This is a genomic window from Vibrio sp. QJM3NY_21, assembly GCF_057785975.1.
Map to the genome: position 1 here is coordinate 353,501 of NZ_CM173513.1, position 19,718 is coordinate 373,218.

Consider the following 19,718-nt stretch of genomic DNA (forward strand, 5'->3'; position numbering starts at 1 on the left):
AGAGAGCTTAACTATGAAAAGACAAGGCGGTTTCACCCTAATCGAACTAGTGGTTGTAATTGTTATTCTGGGTATTCTTGCTGTAACTGCGGCACCACGTTTCCTAAACTTGCAAGATGATGCGCGTGCATCTACTCTCGATGGTTTACGAGGTGCTGTAGCTGGTGCAATGGGTATTTCTTATGGTAAAGCCGCTATTGCAGGCATAGAAACGCTTGAAGTAGATGCTGGTGATTTGCCAGCGACTACTAGAGACGATATCGTATATTCTTTCGGTTACCCTACTGCAGCAGAAGATGGAATCTTAGAGTCTATTGATTTATCAGAAGAGTTTGTTGTTCTTCAAAGTTCAACAGGTGACGAAGCTGACCATGAAAATACCACTATTGATATCGGTTTAACTGGCTTTACTACAAACTGTGTTCGTTATACTGCTGCCACAGCCGCTGATGAACCTGCTGAAGTTGCTGTTATAGCTGGTGCTGCTGGGACTGCTTGTGGTGTCCCTGCAAACTAACTAACTGATAAGTTGAATCAATATGAAATGGCCAGCTCCTGCTGGCCTTTTTTCTATCCAAAGCACACAAAGATCAAAGCTATTCACATACATAATATCGTAAGCTTCGTTATCTTGTATAATCAGTATTCGCTAGGCAGTTAGAGGCTCATTATGGATAACAGCCCCATATCCAAAGGCTTTACTCTGGTAGAGCTGATCATCGTTATCATTATCCTCGGTATTATTTCAACTTTTGCCGCGAGTCGCTTCGCTGGTACTTCTAGCTATTCTACTTTTACTGCGCAAGAGCAGGCCATCTCCGTTATTCGCCAAATTCAAGTGAACCGAATGCAATCGAATGTTTCAGCTGCTAATGATAGTTTTCGTCTTGCTATTAATAGTAATTGTCTAGGTTCAGTAACTGCTTGCAGTTTGAATCTATCGAATAGCGCTCAAAAAACACAAGCCGATGCCCGTAGCGATTATGTGAGAGAATCCGACATCTCATTTTTCCCGACGAATACCATTATCGACTTTGATCTATTGGGTAACCCTTCGGTGAGCACTGGGGTTAATATTACTATTAATTCAAATGCCTCCAGTAATAACGCTCAGGTGTGTATTAATTCTCAAGGCTATGTGCATGAAGGTACGTGCCTATGATTCGCTCACGTGGCTTTACTCTAATTGAAAGCATTGTGGTGATTATCGTATTGGGCATTGCGATGGTCACTATTACCAGCTTTTTGGTACCACAAGTTGCAAGTTCGGCCGACCCACACTATCAAAACCGCTCCGTAGCCTTAGGCCAGAGTTTGATGAATCAAATTTTAGCTCGCGGCTTTGATGAACACAGTGATTTTGATGGTGGTTTGATTCGCTGTGGCGATGCAGGTGCGACCGCTTGTTCTGCTCCCAATGAACTCGGAGTGGATGGTTCAGAGGCAACCCCCGCAGCTTTCAATGATGTTGATGACTATATCGGTTGTTGGTACACCGATACAACGGAGTCAGCGTGTGTATCATCAACGAAGTACCCGCTCGCTAATATCCTAGACGAAAATATTGAAGACAGTTACGCCAATTTTCGTGTTGAAATTTCGGTGTTTTATGACCAAAACATGGACGGAACTAACGATAATACTATTGGCACGATGAAGCGCGTTGAAATACAAATATTTGGTGGTAATAACCGCTACAGCGTGATTACCTATAAGGGGAACTACTAATGAAACAACGTGGTTTTACTCTTATAGAAATGATCGTAACCATTGTTGTGGTTGCTGTCATCGGTCTCGCTATCGCAGGTTTTGTTGAATATGGCATGAAAGGGTATGTTGAGACTATCGATCGACAAAAAGTACAAGTAAAAGGTCAATTTGTTGTTGAGAAAATGTCGCGAGAAATCAGTCACGCGGTTCCCAACAGTTTTGATTCGAGTATCACCCCTGCTTCGGCCTTTGCTCAAAAATGTCTTACCTTTTACGCTATTAAGTACTCAGGTTTTTATCACCTTGATGAAGCGACCGACGATCTGAATTTTATTATCGGACAGGACTCCCCAATACTTGATGCAGACGATTTCCTAATTATTAACCCAACCAACTACTCCGAGCTAGAAGCTGGTTCGATTAAACGGATTTCGGTCTCAGGTTTAGTTTCCACGAATAATGTGTTTACCGCATCTCCCGTAAGCCTTAGTAGTCAGTCAATTGCTCAACGCCACTATATTTATGATAGTAGTGCCTCGGTGAGTTACTGTTTAGTGAATGATACTGTTCAGAATCAAGGCTTAATTCAGCGCAATGGAATCACCGTTGCGGATAGCATCAATTATGCTCAAAGTAACTTCCGCTACGAAGAGCCAAGCTTGCAGCGAGGTGGCGTGATTCACATCGATCTTGTGCTTGAGCAAAACAGTGAAGTAAGCGTTTACCAACAAGATGTGCAGGTACTCAATGCGCCATAGAAAATCATCTCAACAAGGCAGTGTTTTGATCGTCGCGATATTTGTTATTGTGGTGATGGGCTTTCTTGCGACCTCTTTAGTACAAGTTCAGTGGTCAAATCACGATACATTAACGCGTAAACAGCTTGGAACACAGGCTTGGCTATTAGCACATTCAGCGAATGAGTGGGCACTTACTCAAGTTTACCCTTTGACGGTATCACCTGCGGTTTCAACAAGTGTTAGCGCTGTCTGTAGCAATTTAAATTCAAATCAATTGAGCAGCGGCATGTCGACTATCTGTACTGTCGGAGAATTAACTTGTAACCAGATTGGAACTTTAGATGGCGTTGGCTTTTTCAAAATAGAATCAACAGCCATTTGTGGTTCGGGTATTAACCAAGTGCAACGAATTCAAGAAGTTTGGGTGAGGGAGTAGTTATGATAAAGCATTTTTCAATATTATTAGTTGCGCTTTTTTTATCTCCATTAGTTCAAGCTAATATTAATACTAACCCTCAGTTTGAGTTCGGTACGATTCCCACCGATAAATGTACTATTTCAGGACCGTCAGTAAGTTGCAACCTTGATTTTGGTAATACTTATACGTCACCTCCGCTTGTTTTTGTTATGGCAACTGTCAATTCTAGTCGCTCAAATTTTAATTCAAACACAACTGAATATCCCTCAGATTTGCGTGTTATGTCAGTATCGACATCTGGAGCATCTGTGAAGCAACTTCTCCCTCCTACCACGAAGGCGTGTGTAAGAATGAAGCCCGGTGGGAAATGTGGCAACCCTAATAACAGTGGACATAAAGTAGTTAATTATGTTGATGCACCCATGGAAAATATCGATTATTTAGTTATTGAACCGGGAGTGCTTGAGTTCGATAACGGTGCAAAAATCGTTGCGGGTGAAGTTAGCTACGATAAAACATATTCTAATGCCGGGGGCTTGGGAAATAAGAATAAGACAGTGCGTTTTAGTGATTTTGGATTAAACCAAAGCTTTAATAGCTCTCCAGGTGTGTTAGTTCAAATTCAAACAGTTCAGAATCGCACTAATGGTTCTCCATTGTGGTTGACTCCTATAGCATTAAACCCCTCTCGTTCTTCGTTTTCTTTGGTACTTGACCGATCTGAGGTTAGTCGTAATAGTGATTCAATAACTCCAGAAAAGGTTGGTTTTGTCGCAGGATTAGGACAAGGTTTTGTTAATGGTCGTAAATTTTGGCTTGGTCAAGGTTCCACTAAACAAACAACAACCTTGAATGACAATATAATTAAACCGATTACTGAAGGGTGCAAACTTGTTAGCCCTTTTTCAGTATCAGGCTTTACTTCTACACCGACTTTACTTGCATCTAAAAGAACTCGGAACGGTAACAATGGTGGTTGGCTACGTAGATGTTCGGTAAGCAAAGCAGGGGTTTCTCTTATCAACGAAGAGGATATGACCAAAGACCCTGAGAGAGGGCATGTTGTTGAACCTTTTTCTTATTTCCTATTTGATAAGCCACCTATATCTGAGATCTGTGAGCTATTTCCATCTCCAGCCCAAACATGGGCAAGTAGTAGTTCAGCTGCATTGCGTTTATCTAATCAATCAAACATCTCTGGAGCTCCAATGTCTGGTGGGCAACGCTTTGTTGGTTTTAGCCAGGAGAGTATTACCGATGAGAATACCCCTGGGTGTGATGGTTTGTGGTGTTCTGGGGACTCCGGTTTGATGGTTGATAAGCAGGAGTTGGAAAGCTTTAAAGTATCGTCAGAGGTCATTAATGTTTGGCAAGAAGATCGTACTTTCTCTAATGATGAGATCATTGGTCAGTTAAGTGTAGGTAAAGGTACCGTAACTTTTACTTCTGGCACTTATTGGATTGATGAGATTGATATCAATAACGCGGGTAATATTGAAATTCCTGACGGGCATAAGGTTACGATTCACGCACGTAAGGTGAGCGTGAGCAATAATAATAGCTCGTTCAGTGCTTTAGGTGAAGCTGAGTTCGTTCTTTTGGTCCATGCAAAGTCAGGTGGCGGCCTGACGTTAAGTCAAAATGCCGTGTTTACCGGGCTTATCTATAGTGAATCTGTTGTACGGTTAAGTAATTCGAGCATTGTTTACGGTGCGGTAACTGCGAATGAAATTTATATGGCGAATTCAGCTCAGATTATTGCGACTGACAATCATTGTTTTCAACCTTCGGATGACTATGAAATTGATATTTCCCCGGCAACCGATTTAGCTTTGATGTGTGGCGACGACTCCCCTCAATTTACCATTAATACCTCTAATAATGGTGTGGCTGAAAGTCTAGGCGTTACCGTAGTTATTACGCCAGACGCTGATGAATTCGACGTTTCTCTGCTACAAGGTTCAGGTACTTACCCGAATTATGTTTCAGATGACGATGGTGAATTAACTTTAAAAGTTGTCGCTAAAGATACTGCCAATATTGATTTTGATACAGGTTATAAGCTAACAGCGACATTAGTCGATGATTCTGGCAAAGAGGTCGAAAGTCAGTTCAAGTTCGTGCCATTTAAATTCTCTTTAGTGGATGGCAATACTCCAACAAATCGCCTTGACGTTATTGCGGGGCAGGCTACACCGACAGTAACTAAAGTTTTAGCGTGTGATTCTGGTGATTCAATCGTAGTTGCTGAAAACTATGTGGGTGAAGCTGGGGATGAAGTTACTATTGCTCATGAGCTTGATAGCTCTTGGAGTGGTTCCGATGGTTCGCTGACTTACTTACCTGAGTTCAAAAAAGGCAGCGCCTCAACAGACTTAACTATTTCTGAATCAGGTCTTTTCAATGTTACTTTAAAAGATAGTAGCTTTGATTGTACTGGTTTCGCTGGTTGTCCCGAAGATGGGAATTATGATGTAGAGGGAAGTTTCTCGGTCTACTCTCGCCCTTGGAAATTTGCTATTTGCACCAACAAGAGCTCAGATGGAAACAGCAACGAGAAAGACTCAGATAGTTTTGCTGCTGCCGGAGCGCCATTTGATGTTTATGCTCGTCCAATAAAGCATACCGATTCATCTGCAGTTTGCACTAATGATAACTTGTTGACGAACAATTACTTTAAGTCGACAGCAAGCGTCGAAGTTACAACGACTTTAGATACACCTCTAATTACGGTTTATCCTGACGCTAAGTTAGGTGATTTAACCCCTGTAGCCCAGCTAACTAAACAAATTTCGTCGAATGACCAGGCGAGTAAAGGCTATAAGTTCGATAGTTTGAAGTACTCAGAAGCGGGTAGCTTTAACTTTATTGCGACAGAAACTGGGAGTTTCTACGGTTCAATTTTAGGTGGCTTATCTGGCAGCAAATCGATAGGTCGCTTTTACCCTAAATACTTTGTGCAAGCTACTCCGGAATGGAATGTCGCCAATCAAAATGATATCGCATACCTAAGTCAACCTTATGATTCTACAGTTCACCAAGTATATCCAATGGCTTCTGGTGAAGATGATACGGATAATGTTCTTAATAATTACCGGTTCTTTAATGCAGAGTTACAAGCAAAGTTTGGTGTTTTAGATGATAGCAACACTGATAACGGCTTCTTGTTAGATACGGGCTCTGGAACATGGTCAGCTGATCGTAAACATTGGTTGCTGAATGACAATGCAGCTGAGCTTCAACGAGTTGTGGATTTAGATGGTGTTAGCCGAAGAGATACACCGTTTAATACATCAGATGCTAACTCGACGATTACAAACTTTGGTTTAACGATCGAGGGAACGGATCCTGTGTCATTTACAGATTCTGACCCTGTTACCAGTTCGGCAGCATTCCCAGTTCAACCTCCTGCCCGCTATGGCCGAATGGCGCTTGATGATATTGGCGGTAACTCCGGTAGTACTTTGACGATTCCACTTCGTGCTGAGTTTTGGGATGGTAGTGACTTTGTTGTGAATGACGATGATGATCGCAGCACCTTTAATGGTTCAAATTTCTGTAAGCAAGTCATTTGGACCAGTAATACAGTCAAAACTACACTAGCTTCACTCAATGGCAGTGGAAGTGTTGATGATGGCGAAGAAGAAGTAACAGCGAATCAAAATACGCCTGCTGGTGCAGATGCGCCACGTGAGCAGGTACGATTGTGGTTAAGAATGGATGACTCTGCACCAACGGCTAAAACTGGTGAAAACCCTGTTGTTTGTTCAGGTAGCGATCAAGATCAACCATGGCTACGTTACAACTGGCGCCAACTAGGTGATGAAGATCCCTCCACCGTTGTCACATTCGGTATCTACCGCGGTAACGATCGAGTGATCTACCGAGGTGAAAGTGGGTTAACAGGTCAGTGAAAATATAATTTTTGCCCCTTAAGTTAGGAATCTGTAAGAAATTGCGGGTTTCAGTCCATGTTTATACTTCAATGCCTTGCCGTGACAGCAAGGCATTGGTACATTTAGTGCAATTTTTGTCTTCTAATTCTTGCAGGATGAGCGAAGAATATGTTTAAAAAACTTCGTGGCATGTTTTCAAACGACCTATCGATTGATTTAGGTACAGCCAATACCCTTATATATGTAAAAGGCCAAGGCATTGTTCTTGATGAGCCTTCCGTTGTCGCTATTCGCCAAGATCGTACGGGGTCTGCAAAGAGTGTGGCTGCTGTTGGTCACGCTGCTAAGCAAATGCTTGGTCGTACGCCTGGTAACATTTCAGCGATCCGTCCAATGAAAGACGGTGTAATTGCTGACTTTTACGTAACCGAAAAAATGCTTCAGCACTTTATTAAGCAAGTGCATGACAACAGTGTGCTTAAACCAAGCCCTCGTGTTTTGGTTTGTGTACCTTGTGGTTCAACTCAGGTTGAGCGTCGTGCTATCCGTGAATCAGCATTAGGTGCTGGTGCTCGTGAGGTTTACCTAATCGATGAGCCTATGGCTGCTGCGATTGGTGCTGGCCTACGTGTATCTGAGCCAACAGGTTCAATGGTTGTTGATATCGGTGGTGGTACGACTGAAGTTGCGGTAATCTCACTAAACGGTGTGGTTTACTCGTCTTCTGTACGTATCGGTGGTGACCGTTTTGATGAAGCGATCATCAACTACGTTCGTCGTAACTACGGTAGCTTGATCGGTGAAGCGACAGCAGAGAAGATCAAACACGAAATCGGTTCAGCTTACCCTGGCGATGAAGTCGATGAGATCGAAGTACGTGGTCGTAACCTTGCTGAAGGTGTTCCTCGTAGCTTTAGCCTAAACTCAAACGAAATCCTAGAAGCGCTTCAAGAACCGCTATCAGGTATTGTATCTGCAGTAATGGTTGCACTAGAACAGTGTCCACCAGAGCTTGCTTCTGATATCTCAGAAAACGGTATGGTACTAACGGGTGGTGGTGCACTGCTTAAAGATATTGATCGTCTGCTAACAGAAGAAACGGGTATCCCTGTTGTTGTGGCAGAAGAGCCATTAACGTGTGTTGCTCTAGGTGGCGGTAAAGCTCTAGAGATGATCGACATGCACGGCGGCGACCTGTTCAGCGAAGAATAATATCTAGTGTTAGGCTCTTTTCTTATCTAGTTTTATGTAAAGAGCCTAGGACCTTGTCTATAGGATCAAATGTAGCTCTAGGACCAAATATAGAATGAAGCCAATTTTTGGTAGAGGTCCCTCTCTACAATTGCGCCTGTTTTTTGCTGTAATTTTATCAGCCAGCCTTATGCTGGCTGATAGTCGTTTAGATGCTTTCTCAAATGTACGCTATCTATTGAACAGCATGGTTGCACCTATTCAATATGCAGCCAACTTACCTCGTACTATGTTCGATGGTGTCTATGACCGTTTTAGTACTCGTAAAGGCCTTATCGAATCCAACCATAATATTAAACGAGAAGTCTTGCGCCTGAAGAGCGAGCTAATTCTGCTTGAGCAATACCAAGAAGAAAACAAGCGCCTCCGTAAGTTGTTAGGATCTCCGTTTATCCGTGATGAGAAGAAAGTCGTCACAGAAGTTATGGCGGTAGACACTTCACCATATCGTCATCAAGTTGTGATCGACAAAGGTCAGATTGATGGGGTGTATGAAGGACAACCGGTGATCAACGAAAAAGGCATTGTCGGCCAAGTGACTTTTGTTGCTGCTCACAATAGTCGTGTCCTGCTACTCACTGATGCAAATAATGCGATTCCTGTTCAAGTCATCCGTAACGATATTCGAGTGATCGCTTCGGGCAATGGCATGATTGATGAGATCCAACTAGAGCACATCCCAACCAGTACCGATATACAAGAAGAAGATCTATTGGTGACATCTGGACTCGGTGGAGTATATCCAGAAGGTTACCCAGTCGCCTACGTTACTGCCGTTGATTACGACCCGAAACGTGAGTTTGCCGTTATCAAAGCGGAGCCTGTGGTTGAGTTCGATAAGCTCAGATACTTGCTGCTAGTATGGCCTAATGAAAACAAACAGATGCAAGCGGATCAATCCAGCATAGAACAAGCATTGTTAGAGGGCGAAGATGGCCAATAGCGTTTTAAGAAGCAAGGTAGTCATTGGCTGCTCATTTTTAGTAGCACTAATTCTGCAAACGATCCCTTGGCCTGGTAGTTTGGATCTATTTAGACCATCTTGGTTACTACTGGTTACCTGTTACTGGGTTTTGGCTCTACCTCACCGTGTTAACGTGGGTAGCGCTTTGATTCTGGGCTTATTGTGGGATCTGTTGATAGGCTCGACGTTAGGTATTCGAGGCATGATGATGGCAATCGTTATGTACATTATTGCGATGAATTTCCTAGTCATTCGTAATATGGCGCTATGGCAACAAGCGATGATTATTGCCGCGTTAACGGTATTGTTTGAGGTGTTGATCTTCTTTGGTGAATATTTGATCCAAGATGTCGTTTTCAATCCATTATCGTTATGGAGCGCATTGATTAACTGTATACTTTGGCCTTGGATGTTTCTATTAATGAGACGCGTACGTCGTCATTGGCATGTAAGGTAGAGTGACAATGGAAAAGAAGCATTTAGTTTTGGCATCCGGTTCACCACGCCGCAAAGAACTGCTATCTCAACTTGGTTATGAGTTTTCTGTCCTGGTAACTGATGTTGAAGAGTGTAAACACGCCCAAGAAACCGCCGAAGAGTATGTTAAGCGACTATCTTTAGATAAAGCCTTAGCTGCGTTGTCTTTATTGAAAGATAACCCTTCTGAAAAGCAGCATGTCGTTCCTAGTTCTGATAATGTAGTTTCTAGTGTTGATAATGTAGCTGTTGGCTCTGGCATCGTAGCTCTTGACTCTGATGCTATTTCTCTTGATTCTGAAACAGTCGTTCTTGGTTCTGACACAGTCGTCGTAAGCCAAGGGCAAGTGCTCGAGAAACCCACCGATTTTGCCGACTCTAAGCGCATGCTTACTCAGTTAGCAAATGAGCGTCACCAAGTGATGACAGCAGTGTCTGTGGTTTCAGAAGACAAACAAAGAACAGAAATCATTATTACCGACGTATGGTTTAAACCCCTCAGTGAACAAGAAATAGAACAATACTGGCAAACAGGGGAGCCATGCGATAAAGCCGGTAGCTATGGGATCCAAGGTTTGGGTGGGCGCTTTGTTACCCGAATCGAAGGTAGTTATTACGCCGTTGTCGGCTTGCCTTTATATGAAACGGACCAGCTACTGCAAGAATTCTTATAATTACTAATCTGAGGTGCACCATGAGTGCTGAATTGTTGCTGAACGTGACCCCGAGTGAAACTCGCGTGGCCATGATTGAAGGGGGGGCTCTTCAAGAGATCCATGTCGAACGAGATGCTCGACGCGGTATCGTAGGAAATATCTATAAAGGACGTGTAAGCCGTGTTCTTCCGGGAATGCAGGCGGCTTTTGTGGATATAGGCCTTGAGAAAGCAGCTTTTCTACACGCCTCTGATATTGTTCCACACACTGAATGTGTCGCTGAAAACGAAAAGAAGCAATTTCAGGTCCGTGACATCTCTGAGCTTGTTCGCCAAGGACAAGACATTGTGGTTCAAGTCGTCAAAGATCCTCTTGGTACCAAAGGTGCCCGTTTAACGACTGATATTACTTTACCGTCTCGTTATTTGGTCTTTATGCCGGGCGCAAGCCATGTCGGCGTTTCTCAACGTATCGACAGTGAGTCTGAACGTAACCGCCTTAAAAAAGTCGTGTCTCGTTACTGTGATGAACATGGTGGCTTTATTATCCGTACTGCAGCAGAAGGCGCAGACTCGAATGAGTTGGCACAAGATGCGGCATTCTTGAAGCGATTGTGGCTAAAAGTGTTAGAGCGTCGTGGTAAACACAAAGCTCGTACTCGTCTATACGGTGAACTTTGCCTAAGCCAACGTATCTTACGTGACTTTGTTGGTACTGAGTTGAGCCGAATCCAGGTCGATTCGCGTTTAGAATATGAAAACCTAAAAGAATTTACTTCTGAGTACGTGCCAGAGCTGACTGAAAAGCTTGAGTTGTATGAAGGTGACAAGCCTATCTTTGATATGTACGATACCGAGAACGAAGTTCAACGCTCTTTGGATCGTAAAGTCGAATTAAAGTCTGGTGGGTATCTGATTATCGACCAAACGGAAGCGATGACGACCGTCGACATCAATACCGGTGCTTTTGTCGGTCGCCGTAATCTAGAAGAGACAATTTTCAACACCAACGTAGAAGCGACGCAAGCCATTGCTCGTCAGCTGCGTTTGCGTAACTTAGGTGGCATCATCATTATCGACTTTATCGATATGCTGTCTGAGGAACATCGTAAGCGAGTACTAACTTCTTTAGAGGCGGCGCTAGACAAAGATCGTGTGAAAACCAATATCAATGGCTTCACACAGCTTGGCTTGGTTGAGATGACGCGTAAACGTACTCGTGAAAGTATTGAGCATATTCTGTGTTCGAGTTGTCCTGCCTGTGAAGGCCGCGGCAGTGTGAAAACAGTTGAAACCGTTTGTTATGAAATACTTCGAGAAATCACACGTGTGAATCGTGCGTATGACGCTGACAAGTTTGTTGTGTATGCGGCAGCCGCTGTTGCTGAAGCGTTAGAGGGCGATGAATCTCACGCGCTCGCTGAGCTTGAAGTGTTTATTGGTAAACAAGTTAAAATCCAGGCTGAGCCTCTGTACATACAAGAGCAGTTTGATGTTGTTATGATGTAATGGATATTTTGTGAGCTCAAGCGTTACTCTGATTCTTCGTGCATGTTTATGGTTAGTGGTTACTCTCTTAGTAACGCTAGCCATTGCCGTTACTACACTGCGTGTAGCCTTACCCAATTTAAACAAGTATCAATCTGAAATTGAAGTTTGGGTAAATCAACATTCCGGTTTTGAATTTTCTATTCAAGACGTGGGTGGTTTTTGGCGCAACACTCACCCTTCTATTGCCCTACAAGGTGTTAAAGCCAGCCTTCCAAATGCTGAAGATGTGACCTTCTCTGTTGAGCGTGTTGAAGTCGAGTTTGACTTGATTCAATCGCTTGTTCAGATGCGTCCGGTTGTGGCCGATCTGGTCATGAATCAAATGTACCTTGATATCCGCTCTATTGATTTGTTTGCTGGGCAAAACGGCAAAGATAAACCTAAAGAATCGAACTCTTCAAAGCGAATTATGCAAGAGCTGGATAACTTGTTGTTGAAAACATTAGTGGATGTTACCGCTAAAAATTCAACCCTTGCCTATCGGACTATTTCTGACGAAGACCGCCAACTCGACATTGAAACTTTAAAATGGCAAAACTCAGGTAAACATCACCTTGCGGAAGGTGTGGTGAGTATTAAAGACGCCAACCTAAATTCCTTGTCAGTGAGTGCTAACTTTGTTGATGGTGGATCGTTGACCGATATGACGGGCGAGTTCTATGTGAGCGCGGATAATATCTCGGTGAAGCCTTGGTTAACCCGCTACATGCAGGCGGAGTCAGGTGTTGAAACCGGTACGGTCAGCCTTAATAGCTGGTTAACGTTGAAAAACAGTAAGCCAGTTAATGCTTATGTTGAGGTATTACCTTCTGAACTGACTTGGAACGAGGATGGCCGCCACGATTTGATGATTGAATCTGGTGTGTTTAAGCTTTCTCCATTGGAAGATGGTTGGCAAGTAAATGGTCACTCACTTAATTTGAGAACCGATGACACGCCTTGGCCTGAACTTGATGTCGCATTTAAGTGGAACAAAGGTCCGTGGCAACTCAATGTTTCTGAGCTTGATGTTGCAACACTAACGCCGTTGATTAAGTTGTTGCCGGATTCTGAACAGTCCACCCAAATGATTAACTCGTTGGCTCCCGGTGGTTTGGTTTCTGATATTCGAGTTTCAATGGATTCAGGTATCGAAAGCTTACGTTATTCTGCGAGTTTTTCTGATGTGGCTATCGAGCAATGGGAATTAGTCCCGGGTTTTAGCCAAGTTTCAGGGAGTGTGTTTGGTTCTGCCTCAGAAGCGAAAGCCAGTTTGCATGTTATTGATGATGTGTTTCCTTATGGCGATGTATTCCAAGCCCCTCTAAATATCAAACAAGGTCAGGTTGATATTGTTTGGCAACAAGATGAAAACGGTTGGAAGCTTTGGTCCGATAAAATCACGGCAGCAACGCCAGATTTACAAGTTTTGGGCGCATTCCGCTTGGATTTCCCGAATGATGCAAGCCCATACCTGTCTTTTTATGGTGAGGCGGACGCTTACAATGTGGGCGAAACATGGCGTTACTTACCGACATTAGCGCTTGGCCAAGATTTAACTGATTACCTTTCTACTGCGATTCAAGCCGGTAAAGCCGACACCGTTAAGTTACTTTGGCATGGTGAGTTAGCCCAATACCCCTACACCAATAACGATGGTATTTTCCAAGTTTGGGTTGGGTTAGAGAACGCGAAATTTAGTTTTGATACCGGCTGGCCACTGATTACCGATCTTCAACTTGATCTGCTATTTGAAAATGATGCGATGCATCTAGATTCTCGTTCCGCTCAATTGATGGATGTGACGGCAGACCGAATCACAGGACGCATTCCTTATTTAGGGGAAGGCGGCCATATTGAAATTGAAGCTAAAGCGACGGCGTCAGGTAATGCGGTTCGTGATTACATGACGGCTTCACCATTGGTTGATTCTGTGGGTGCCGCCTTAACGGCGCTGCAAGTGAGTGGCGATGTATCGTCTGAATTCCAACTCAATATTCCTTTTGATTCCGAAAAAGAGCCAAGAGCGTGGGGTTATGCTGATCTCAAAGATAACCATGTAGAGATTGAAGCTCCGCCAATGGTGCTTGAAAACACGACAGGACGTATTGAATTTGATAATGATGTGATTACGGCCAACGGTCTCGCTGCCGATTTATTAAAGCAAGGTATTTCCGTTGACTTTAAAGGGCTCAATGATGGGCCTGGATATACCGTTGATATCGATGTATTGGGCGATTGGGACGTTAAGCCTCTAGAGCCTTATATTGGCGAGCAATGGTTAAGCCGTTTATCGGGTCATGCTCAGTGGCAAAGTCAGATTGATATTCAGCTCAACGATATCGGTTTTAGTTACCAACTGGATTTGCAGTCAGATCTTAAGTATTTGGCCAGTGATTACCCATACCCATTGGCGAAAAAATCATTAGAAAGTGGCTCAGCAAGGCTACAGGCATCGGGTAACCAAGAAGCGATTACTGCACGTTTACAGCTCCCTAGCACCAAGTATCAGGCTGAAATTGATATTACAGGCGATGTTCCCAAGTTAACGGCGACTAACTTAGTGCTTGGTCGGGGTGGTTATAAAATTAGTCCTGTCGTTGGCCATCATGCGTTAATTCGCACTGACAAGTTCAATGCCGATGATTGGTTATCGGTTGTTATGGAACCGGTGAAGCCTTCAGATGCTGTGCTCAGTCAAATGAACACGCCAACCATTCCTGCACCAAGTCGCATTACGTTCGAGAGTAAGGAGCTGATCTTAGGTGGTATTCCTTGGAATGATGTCGATTTTAGCGCTCGTAAGAACAAACAGGCGTGGCAGATGGAAGTGTCTAGCCAAGAGATCGAAGGGGATATTAATTATCTGCCTCCATACGATTTAACGGTTTCGCTGGATCGCCTACATTTGTTCGTTCCTGAGTGGAGTGACAAGAAAAACCAAGAACAATTGCTTCAACGAAAAGAGCAAGAAGCCCCATTGATCTCTGAATTGGATAGAAAGATCCATGATGCGATGCCAAATCTAAAATTGACCCTTAACGATTTTTGGTTGCAAGGCTATAAGGTCGGTAAGGTCGATGTTGAACTGGCTAGGCAAGACGATCGTATTGAGTGGAAGAAGATTCAGGTTCGAAGCGGCGGAAACAAAGCGGATGTGAGTGGTTGGTGGGAGTTGAAAGGCGATAAGAGTCATTCATCGCTAGCCGTTGATGTTGAAGGCGAAAACAACAGTGAATTAATGGAACGTTTTGGTATTACTTCAGGGATTCAAAAAGCGCCTTTCGCACTGGAAGGTCAACTGCAGTGGGATGGATCTCCTTGGGGTATTAAAATGGATACCCTTGACGGAAACGTTGAAACCAAATTCGGCAAAGGCATTATTTCAGACGTAAGTGGTGCTGCTCGATTGCTTGGTTTGTTTAGCCTAGATTCAATCATTCGTAAGATGCAACTCGATTTCTCTGATGTGTTTGATAAAGGCATGGCGTTCAACAGCATCACAGGTACGGGTAAAATTCAAAATGGCATATTCCTGACGAATGACTTGAACATGGATGCCGTCGCAGGCGAGATGCAGATCAAAGGTATCGCTAACCTGAATACGCGTCAGGTTGATGCTGAAGTGAACTTTACTCCTGATATTACCTCGGGCATTCCAGTCTTAACGGCCTTTGCGGTAACGCCTCAAACAGCGCTGTATGTATTGGCGGTGACTACGGTTATATCGCCGGTGGTTGAAGTCTTTACTCAAGTGAATTACTCGGTAAAAGGCCCATTGGATTCACCTACGGTGAGTGAGCTTTCTCGTAGTTCTGGCGAGTTCCAGCTACCAGAAAAATTGAGAAAACTAGCTGAGTAGTTGTTAACAAGCCAGTCGGTTAATATACGGTCAAATGCCGATTTCTGAATCATAATGAATAGAGGAGCGAGACACATGGATAGTGTTGGGTTGATTCAAATGACATCTGGCCCTAGCCCTGAATTGAACCTTGCTTACCTTGCTCAAGAAGTAGCAAAGTGCAAAGCGTTAGGGGCTAAGTGGGTTGTTTGCCCTGAAAACACGTTAGTTTTTGGTAGCAAAGCCGATTATCACCAGTATGCAGAGCCCTTAAATGATGGCCCATTACAGAAGAAACTGTCTGAGTTAGCTACGCTTCATCGAATCTGGATTATTGTCGGTAGCATGCCGATAAGTACGATTAAAGGCGTGACTACTACAACATTGGTGATTGATGATTTTGGCAGCTTAGTGGCTCATTACGACAAGCTACATATGTTTGATGTTGATGTGGCCGATGCGCATAAGTGTTATCGAGAGTCCGATATTTTCACTCCGGGTGACCGAGTTGTGACGACAGAAACGCCTTTTGGTCGCTTAGGTTTGAGTATTTGTTATGATGTGCGCTTTCCACACTTGTATTCAGAGTTACGTAAGCAAGGTGCGCAGATCATTATCGTTCCAGCGGCGTTTACAGCAGTGACTGGTCAAGCGCATTGGGAAGCCTTATTAAGGTGCCGTGCGATCGAAACACAATCGTGGATTGTCGCGGTAGGGCAAGGTGGTAAACATCCTTGCCAAAGAGAAACATGGGGACACTCAATGGTGGTTGATCCATGGGGACGAGTGGTCGCACAATTGGACCAAGAGCCTAAAAGTATGGTGGTTGAGATAGACACATCCAGTTGTGAGTCAATTAGGCAAAATATGCCAATAGCGCAACATTCTCGATTCACCAATCAATTTTAATTACAAACAAGAGCCATTTATGAGCATTAATCAAATTGAAGAAGCACTACTGAACCCAACAGGGCTGACGGAGCAAAATATCGCAGATACATTGGCGAGCATTGCTACCCGCCAAATTGATTATGCTGATATCTACTTTCAGTCAAGCTGGCACGAGTCATTAGTGCTAGAAGACAGCATCATTAAAGACGGCTCTTTCAATATCGATTGTGGTCTTGGTGTACGAGCCGTCTCTGGTGAAAAAACCGGTTTTGCTTACTCTGACCAAATCCAATTGGATGGCCTTAAACAGAGTGCAATCGCGGCTCGCGGTATCGCTAAGCAAGGCCAAAACGGCAAGGTACAAGCTTTCAAGCGCAACTCTAACCAAGCTTACTATGACGCGGTAAACCCGCTAGCAAGCTGGGAAAAGCAGCAAAAGACAGAATTGCTTAAAGCGCTTGATGCTTACATTCGTACTAAAGAGCCGATGGTGACTGAAGTATCAGTAAGCTTAAGTGGTGTACATGAGCAGATGCTGGTTGCGGCGACGGACGGAACTTTCGCGGGTGATATTCGTCCGCTTGTTCGTTTGTCTATCAGCGTACTGGCACAAAAAGGCGATCGTCGTGAGCGCGGCAGTGCTGGCGGTGGCGGTCGTTTTGGTTACGACTTCTTCTTAAGTGATGCTAATGGTTCTCAGGTTGCTTACCAATTTGCTGATGAAGCAATCCGCCAAGCGTTAGTTAACCTTGAAGCGGTTGCAGCACCTGCTGGTGCAATGCCTGTCGTTCTTGGTTCGGGTTGGCCGGGCGTTCTTCTACATGAAGCGGTAGGCCACGGTTTAGAAGGTGACTTCAACCGTAAAGAGTCTTCAGTATTTTCTGGCAAAGTAGGCGAGCAAGTCACATCAAGCCTATGTACGATTGTTGATGACGGGACATTAACGGATCTACGTGGTTCATTGAACGTAGATGATGAAGGCGTTAATGGTCAGTACAACACGCTAATCGAAAACGGCATCCTAAAAGGTTACATGCAAGATAAGCTTAATGCTCGTCTAATGGGTGTAGCGCCTACAGGTAACGGTCGTCGTGAGTCTTATGCGCACCTTCCTATGCCGCGTATGACAAACACTTACATGCTGCCGGGTGAACATACTCCTGAAGAGATTATCTCAACGGTTGAAAGAGGCATCTATGCGCCAAACTTCGGTGGCGGCCAGGTTGATATTACTTCTGGTAAGTTCGTGTTCTCCGCTTCTGAAGCGTACATGATTGAAAACGGCAAAATCACTCACCCAGTGAAGGGTGCAACGCTCATTGGTTCTGGTATAGAAGCGATGCAGCAAGTGTCTATGGTAGGTAACGACCTTAGCCTTGACCGTGGTGTTGGTGTGTGTGGTAAAGCCGGCCAAAGCGTTCCAGTCGGTGTTGGTCAACCAACATTGAAGCTAGACTCTCTTACAGTAGGTGGTACTGAGTAATTCAGGCTAACCCCGTTTGATTAGAGTTTCAGTTTCTTAGAAAATAGAAGCTAGAAGCTAGAAGTTAAAAGTTAAAAGCGCCTCCAATGTGAGGCGCTTTTCTGTTTTTGGGCTTTTCTGTTTCTGGAGTACGATTTACTAAACCGAACAGTTACATATTTTCTTCAGCAAACTCGGCCAGTCGGCTTCGTACCACACCATTGAGGTGAATATTGGCACTGCCTTCGAAGTCTTTAAAACGCTCGACCATGTAGGTTAAGCCTGAAGTTACAGGGGTTAAGTAGGATGAATCTATCTGAGCTAGGTTTCCTGAACAGACGATCTTGGTGCCTTCACCACAACGGGTGATGATGGTTTTGATTTGTGAAGCGGTGAGGTTCTGACACTCATCCAAAAGGACAAAGGCATTTTGAATTGAGCGGCCTCGCATGAAGTTAATCGATTTGAACTGGATATTGGCTTTGTCACAGATGTACTTCATTGACCCTTCGGTGCAGTGATCGTTCTTGTGCAGAGCTTCCAGTGTATCGGTCACTGCCGCTAACCAAGGCAGCATTTTTTCTTCCTCGGTGCCGGGAAGGAACCCAATCGACTCACCGATATCGGGCGTGTTTCGGGTTACGATGATCTTATCGAATTGTTTACGCTCTATGGTTTGCTCAAGTGCGGCAGCCATGGCTAACAGTGTTTTACCACTGCCTGCAGCGCCGGTGAGAATCACCAAATCAATATCAGGGTCGAGCAGTGCATCAATCGCCATCCCTTGATAGACATTCTTAGGTGTAATGTCCCATGTCTTGCGGTTCATTAACCTTTCTCGACTGAGATCTCTGAGCGTAATGCGTTCGGCCTCAATCTCTTCTACACGACCAGCAAAGTCACTTTCTTCGTCAATCACATATTGGTTGAGGAAGGTTGGATCGAAAGGTGCTCTTGCGAGGGTGTGCAGCGTTTTTCCGCCTAAACTTCTACTCTCGACGTTATCGACGCCATCCCAGAATGAGCCTTCGAGTTGTTGAAAGCCTTTAGTGAGGTATTGGATGTCATCAATCAATTGGTCGGTTTGATAGTCTTCAACAAAGCGGACCCCAGCGCCTTTGGCTCGTAAGCGCATGTTGATGTCTTTAGTGATAAGAACCACTTCGCGTGGCGCGCGTTTGTTTTGAAGGTAGAGGACTGCGTTGAGGATTCGGTTATCGCCTGCCTTGTCATCGGCGAAGGCTTTGATGCTTTCTTGAAGTTCGTAATCAGCGAGTATTGAAATACTGCCAGATGCGTTTATGTCTTTAGAAAAAGGAATGCCTTCCGATATTTGGTCTGGTGTGGCTTCCCTGAACAAGTCTTCGAGCGTTCGAATCGCAATTCTCGCATCTCGAGCAACGTCTCTTTTACTGTCTTTAATTCTGTCGAGTTCTTCTAGCACCGTCATGGGGATAACGACATCGTGCTCTTGGAAAGAAAATATAGCGAAGGGTTCGTGAAGTAGGATATTAGTGTCTAAAACAAATAGCTTCCGGTTGGTCTCGCCCATAGCATCTCCTTGCCGACGTGCGGCTTGCCTTGCATTCATTGAACGTAGATAAAGCTCATATAAAGATTAGTATCTCATTCCGGTGATAGTCAACTACTCACCTAAACTTCATCTAGAGAAATATCGCCATATCGTTGTGAATGAATATGGCGTGTTCATTTAAGAGCAGCAATCTGCTACCTATAGATTAACCATGATTTTTTGACAGTTTGATTGCATTGGCGAAAACAGAAAAAAAGTGTGAAATCATCGCCTTTAGGCGTGACCTAAATCACAGCATCGAGTAATATTAGCGACCTTTTTCTGCACCATTTTCTTGAGATATTTATTA

15 protein-coding genes are annotated in these 19,718 nt (G+C 44.1%); 14 read left to right on the forward strand and 1 reads right to left on the reverse strand.

The window, feature by feature from the left end; genetic code table 11:
* Positions 1-13 precede the first annotated feature (13 nt).
* From AC3CID_RS01645 to tldD, 14 genes are all read left to right on the forward strand, one after another.
* The gene (locus tag AC3CID_RS01645; RefSeq protein WP_136973955.1) at positions 14-517 is read left to right on the forward strand and encodes a type II secretion system protein; all 504 of its coding nucleotides are present in this window, start codon (positions 14-16) and stop codon (positions 515-517) included.
* Positions 518-670: 153 nt separating this feature from the next.
* Positions 671-1,162, forward strand: coding sequence for a prepilin-type N-terminal cleavage/methylation domain-containing protein (locus AC3CID_RS01650; protein ID WP_488526866.1), 492 nt, complete (start codon positions 671-673; stop codon positions 1,160-1,162).
* The gene (locus tag AC3CID_RS01655) at positions 1,159-1,728 is read left to right on the forward strand and encodes a type IV pilus modification PilV family protein (RefSeq protein WP_488526867.1); all 570 of its coding nucleotides are present in this window, start codon (positions 1,159-1,161) and stop codon (positions 1,726-1,728) included. The genes AC3CID_RS01650 and AC3CID_RS01655 overlap by 4 nt, the downstream gene beginning before the upstream one ends.
* Positions 1,728-2,468, forward strand: a complete 741-nt coding sequence (locus AC3CID_RS01660) for a prepilin-type N-terminal cleavage/methylation domain-containing protein (RefSeq protein ID WP_488526868.1) — start codon at positions 1,728-1,730, stop codon at positions 2,466-2,468. The genes AC3CID_RS01655 and AC3CID_RS01660 overlap by 1 nt, the downstream gene beginning before the upstream one ends.
* Positions 2,458-2,886 carry an MSHA biogenesis protein MshP gene (locus AC3CID_RS01665; protein ID WP_488526869.1) on the forward strand — a complete coding sequence of 143 codons (429 nt, stop codon included), beginning with the start codon at positions 2,458-2,460 and terminating at the stop codon, positions 2,884-2,886. Before AC3CID_RS01660 ends, AC3CID_RS01665 begins: the two co-directional genes overlap by 11 nt.
* A 2-nt stretch (positions 2,887-2,888) precedes the next feature.
* On the forward strand, positions 2,889-6,782 hold the full coding sequence (locus tag AC3CID_RS01670) for a DUF6701 domain-containing protein (RefSeq protein WP_488526870.1): 3,894 nt from the start codon (positions 2,889-2,891) through the stop codon (positions 6,780-6,782).
* Between the two features lie 150 nt (positions 6,783-6,932).
* The gene (locus AC3CID_RS01675) at positions 6,933-7,976 is read left to right on the forward strand and encodes a rod shape-determining protein (protein ID WP_017080865.1); all 1,044 of its coding nucleotides are present in this window, start codon (positions 6,933-6,935) and stop codon (positions 7,974-7,976) included.
* 94 nt (positions 7,977-8,070) lie between these two features.
* On the forward strand, positions 8,071-8,958 hold the full coding sequence (mreC, locus tag AC3CID_RS01680) for a rod shape-determining protein MreC (RefSeq protein WP_488526871.1): 888 nt from the start codon (positions 8,071-8,073) through the stop codon (positions 8,956-8,958).
* On the forward strand, positions 8,948-9,436 hold the full coding sequence (gene mreD / locus AC3CID_RS01685) for a rod shape-determining protein MreD (protein WP_004735926.1): 489 nt from the start codon (positions 8,948-8,950) through the stop codon (positions 9,434-9,436). The genes mreC and mreD overlap by 11 nt, the downstream gene beginning before the upstream one ends.
* Positions 9,437-9,443: 7 nt before the next feature.
* Positions 9,444-10,130, forward strand: a complete 687-nt coding sequence (locus tag AC3CID_RS01690) for a Maf family protein (RefSeq protein WP_488526872.1) — start codon at positions 9,444-9,446, stop codon at positions 10,128-10,130.
* 20 nt (positions 10,131-10,150) lie between these two features.
* On the forward strand, positions 10,151-11,620 hold the full coding sequence (gene rng / locus AC3CID_RS01695) for a ribonuclease G (protein ID WP_004735923.1): 1,470 nt from the start codon (positions 10,151-10,153) through the stop codon (positions 11,618-11,620).
* A gap of 10 nt (positions 11,621-11,630) precedes the next feature.
* On the forward strand, positions 11,631-15,503 hold the full coding sequence (locus AC3CID_RS01700) for a YhdP family protein (RefSeq protein ID WP_488526873.1): 3,873 nt from the start codon (positions 11,631-11,633) through the stop codon (positions 15,501-15,503).
* Positions 15,504-15,578: 75 nt separating this feature from the next.
* A complete protein-coding gene (locus AC3CID_RS01705; protein WP_488526874.1) occupies positions 15,579-16,391 on the forward strand; it encodes a carbon-nitrogen hydrolase family protein in 813 nt (270 codons plus the stop codon).
* 19 nt (positions 16,392-16,410) lie between these two features.
* Positions 16,411-17,856, forward strand: a complete 1,446-nt coding sequence (gene tldD / locus AC3CID_RS01710; RefSeq protein ID WP_004735920.1) for a metalloprotease TldD — start codon at positions 16,411-16,413, stop codon at positions 17,854-17,856.
* Positions 17,857-18,007: 151 nt separating this feature from the next.
* Here the strand turns inward: tldD and AC3CID_RS01715 are convergent, their stop codons facing one another.
* Positions 18,008-19,387, reverse strand: a complete 1,380-nt coding sequence (locus tag AC3CID_RS01715) for a PhoH family protein (protein ID WP_004735919.1) — start codon at positions 19,385-19,387, stop codon at positions 18,008-18,010.
* Positions 19,388-19,718 lie beyond the last annotated feature (331 nt).

Bases quoted from the DNA above. Each gene is read 5' to 3' on its own strand.
- rng (WP_004735923.1), top strand. From the start codon at position 10,151: ATGAGTGCTGAATTGTTGCTGAACGTGACCCCGAGTGAAACTCGCGTG.
- mreC (WP_488526871.1), top strand. From the start codon at position 8,071: ATGAAGCCAATTTTTGGTAGAGGTCCCTCTCTACAATTGCGCCTGTTT.
- AC3CID_RS01650 (WP_488526866.1), top strand. From the start codon at position 671: ATGGATAACAGCCCCATATCCAAAGGCTTTACTCTGGTAGAGCTGATC.
- AC3CID_RS01690 (WP_488526872.1), top strand. From the start codon at position 9,444: ATGGAAAAGAAGCATTTAGTTTTGGCATCCGGTTCACCACGCCGCAAA.
- AC3CID_RS01715 (WP_004735919.1), bottom strand. From the start codon at position 19,387: ATGGGCGAGACCAACCGGAAGCTATTTGTTTTAGACACTAATATCCTA.
- AC3CID_RS01705 (WP_488526874.1), top strand. From the start codon at position 15,579: ATGGATAGTGTTGGGTTGATTCAAATGACATCTGGCCCTAGCCCTGAA.
- AC3CID_RS01670 (WP_488526870.1), top strand. From the start codon at position 2,889: ATGATAAAGCATTTTTCAATATTATTAGTTGCGCTTTTTTTATCTCCA.
- AC3CID_RS01645 (WP_136973955.1), top strand. From the start codon at position 14: ATGAAAAGACAAGGCGGTTTCACCCTAATCGAACTAGTGGTTGTAATT.
- AC3CID_RS01655 (WP_488526867.1), top strand. From the start codon at position 1,159: ATGATTCGCTCACGTGGCTTTACTCTAATTGAAAGCATTGTGGTGATT.
- AC3CID_RS01665 (WP_488526869.1), top strand. From the start codon at position 2,458: ATGCGCCATAGAAAATCATCTCAACAAGGCAGTGTTTTGATCGTCGCG.
- AC3CID_RS01675 (WP_017080865.1), top strand. From the start codon at position 6,933: ATGTTTAAAAAACTTCGTGGCATGTTTTCAAACGACCTATCGATTGAT.
- mreD (WP_004735926.1), top strand. From the start codon at position 8,948: ATGGCCAATAGCGTTTTAAGAAGCAAGGTAGTCATTGGCTGCTCATTT.
- AC3CID_RS01660 (WP_488526868.1), top strand. From the start codon at position 1,728: ATGAAACAACGTGGTTTTACTCTTATAGAAATGATCGTAACCATTGTT.
- tldD (WP_004735920.1), top strand. From the start codon at position 16,411: ATGAGCATTAATCAAATTGAAGAAGCACTACTGAACCCAACAGGGCTG.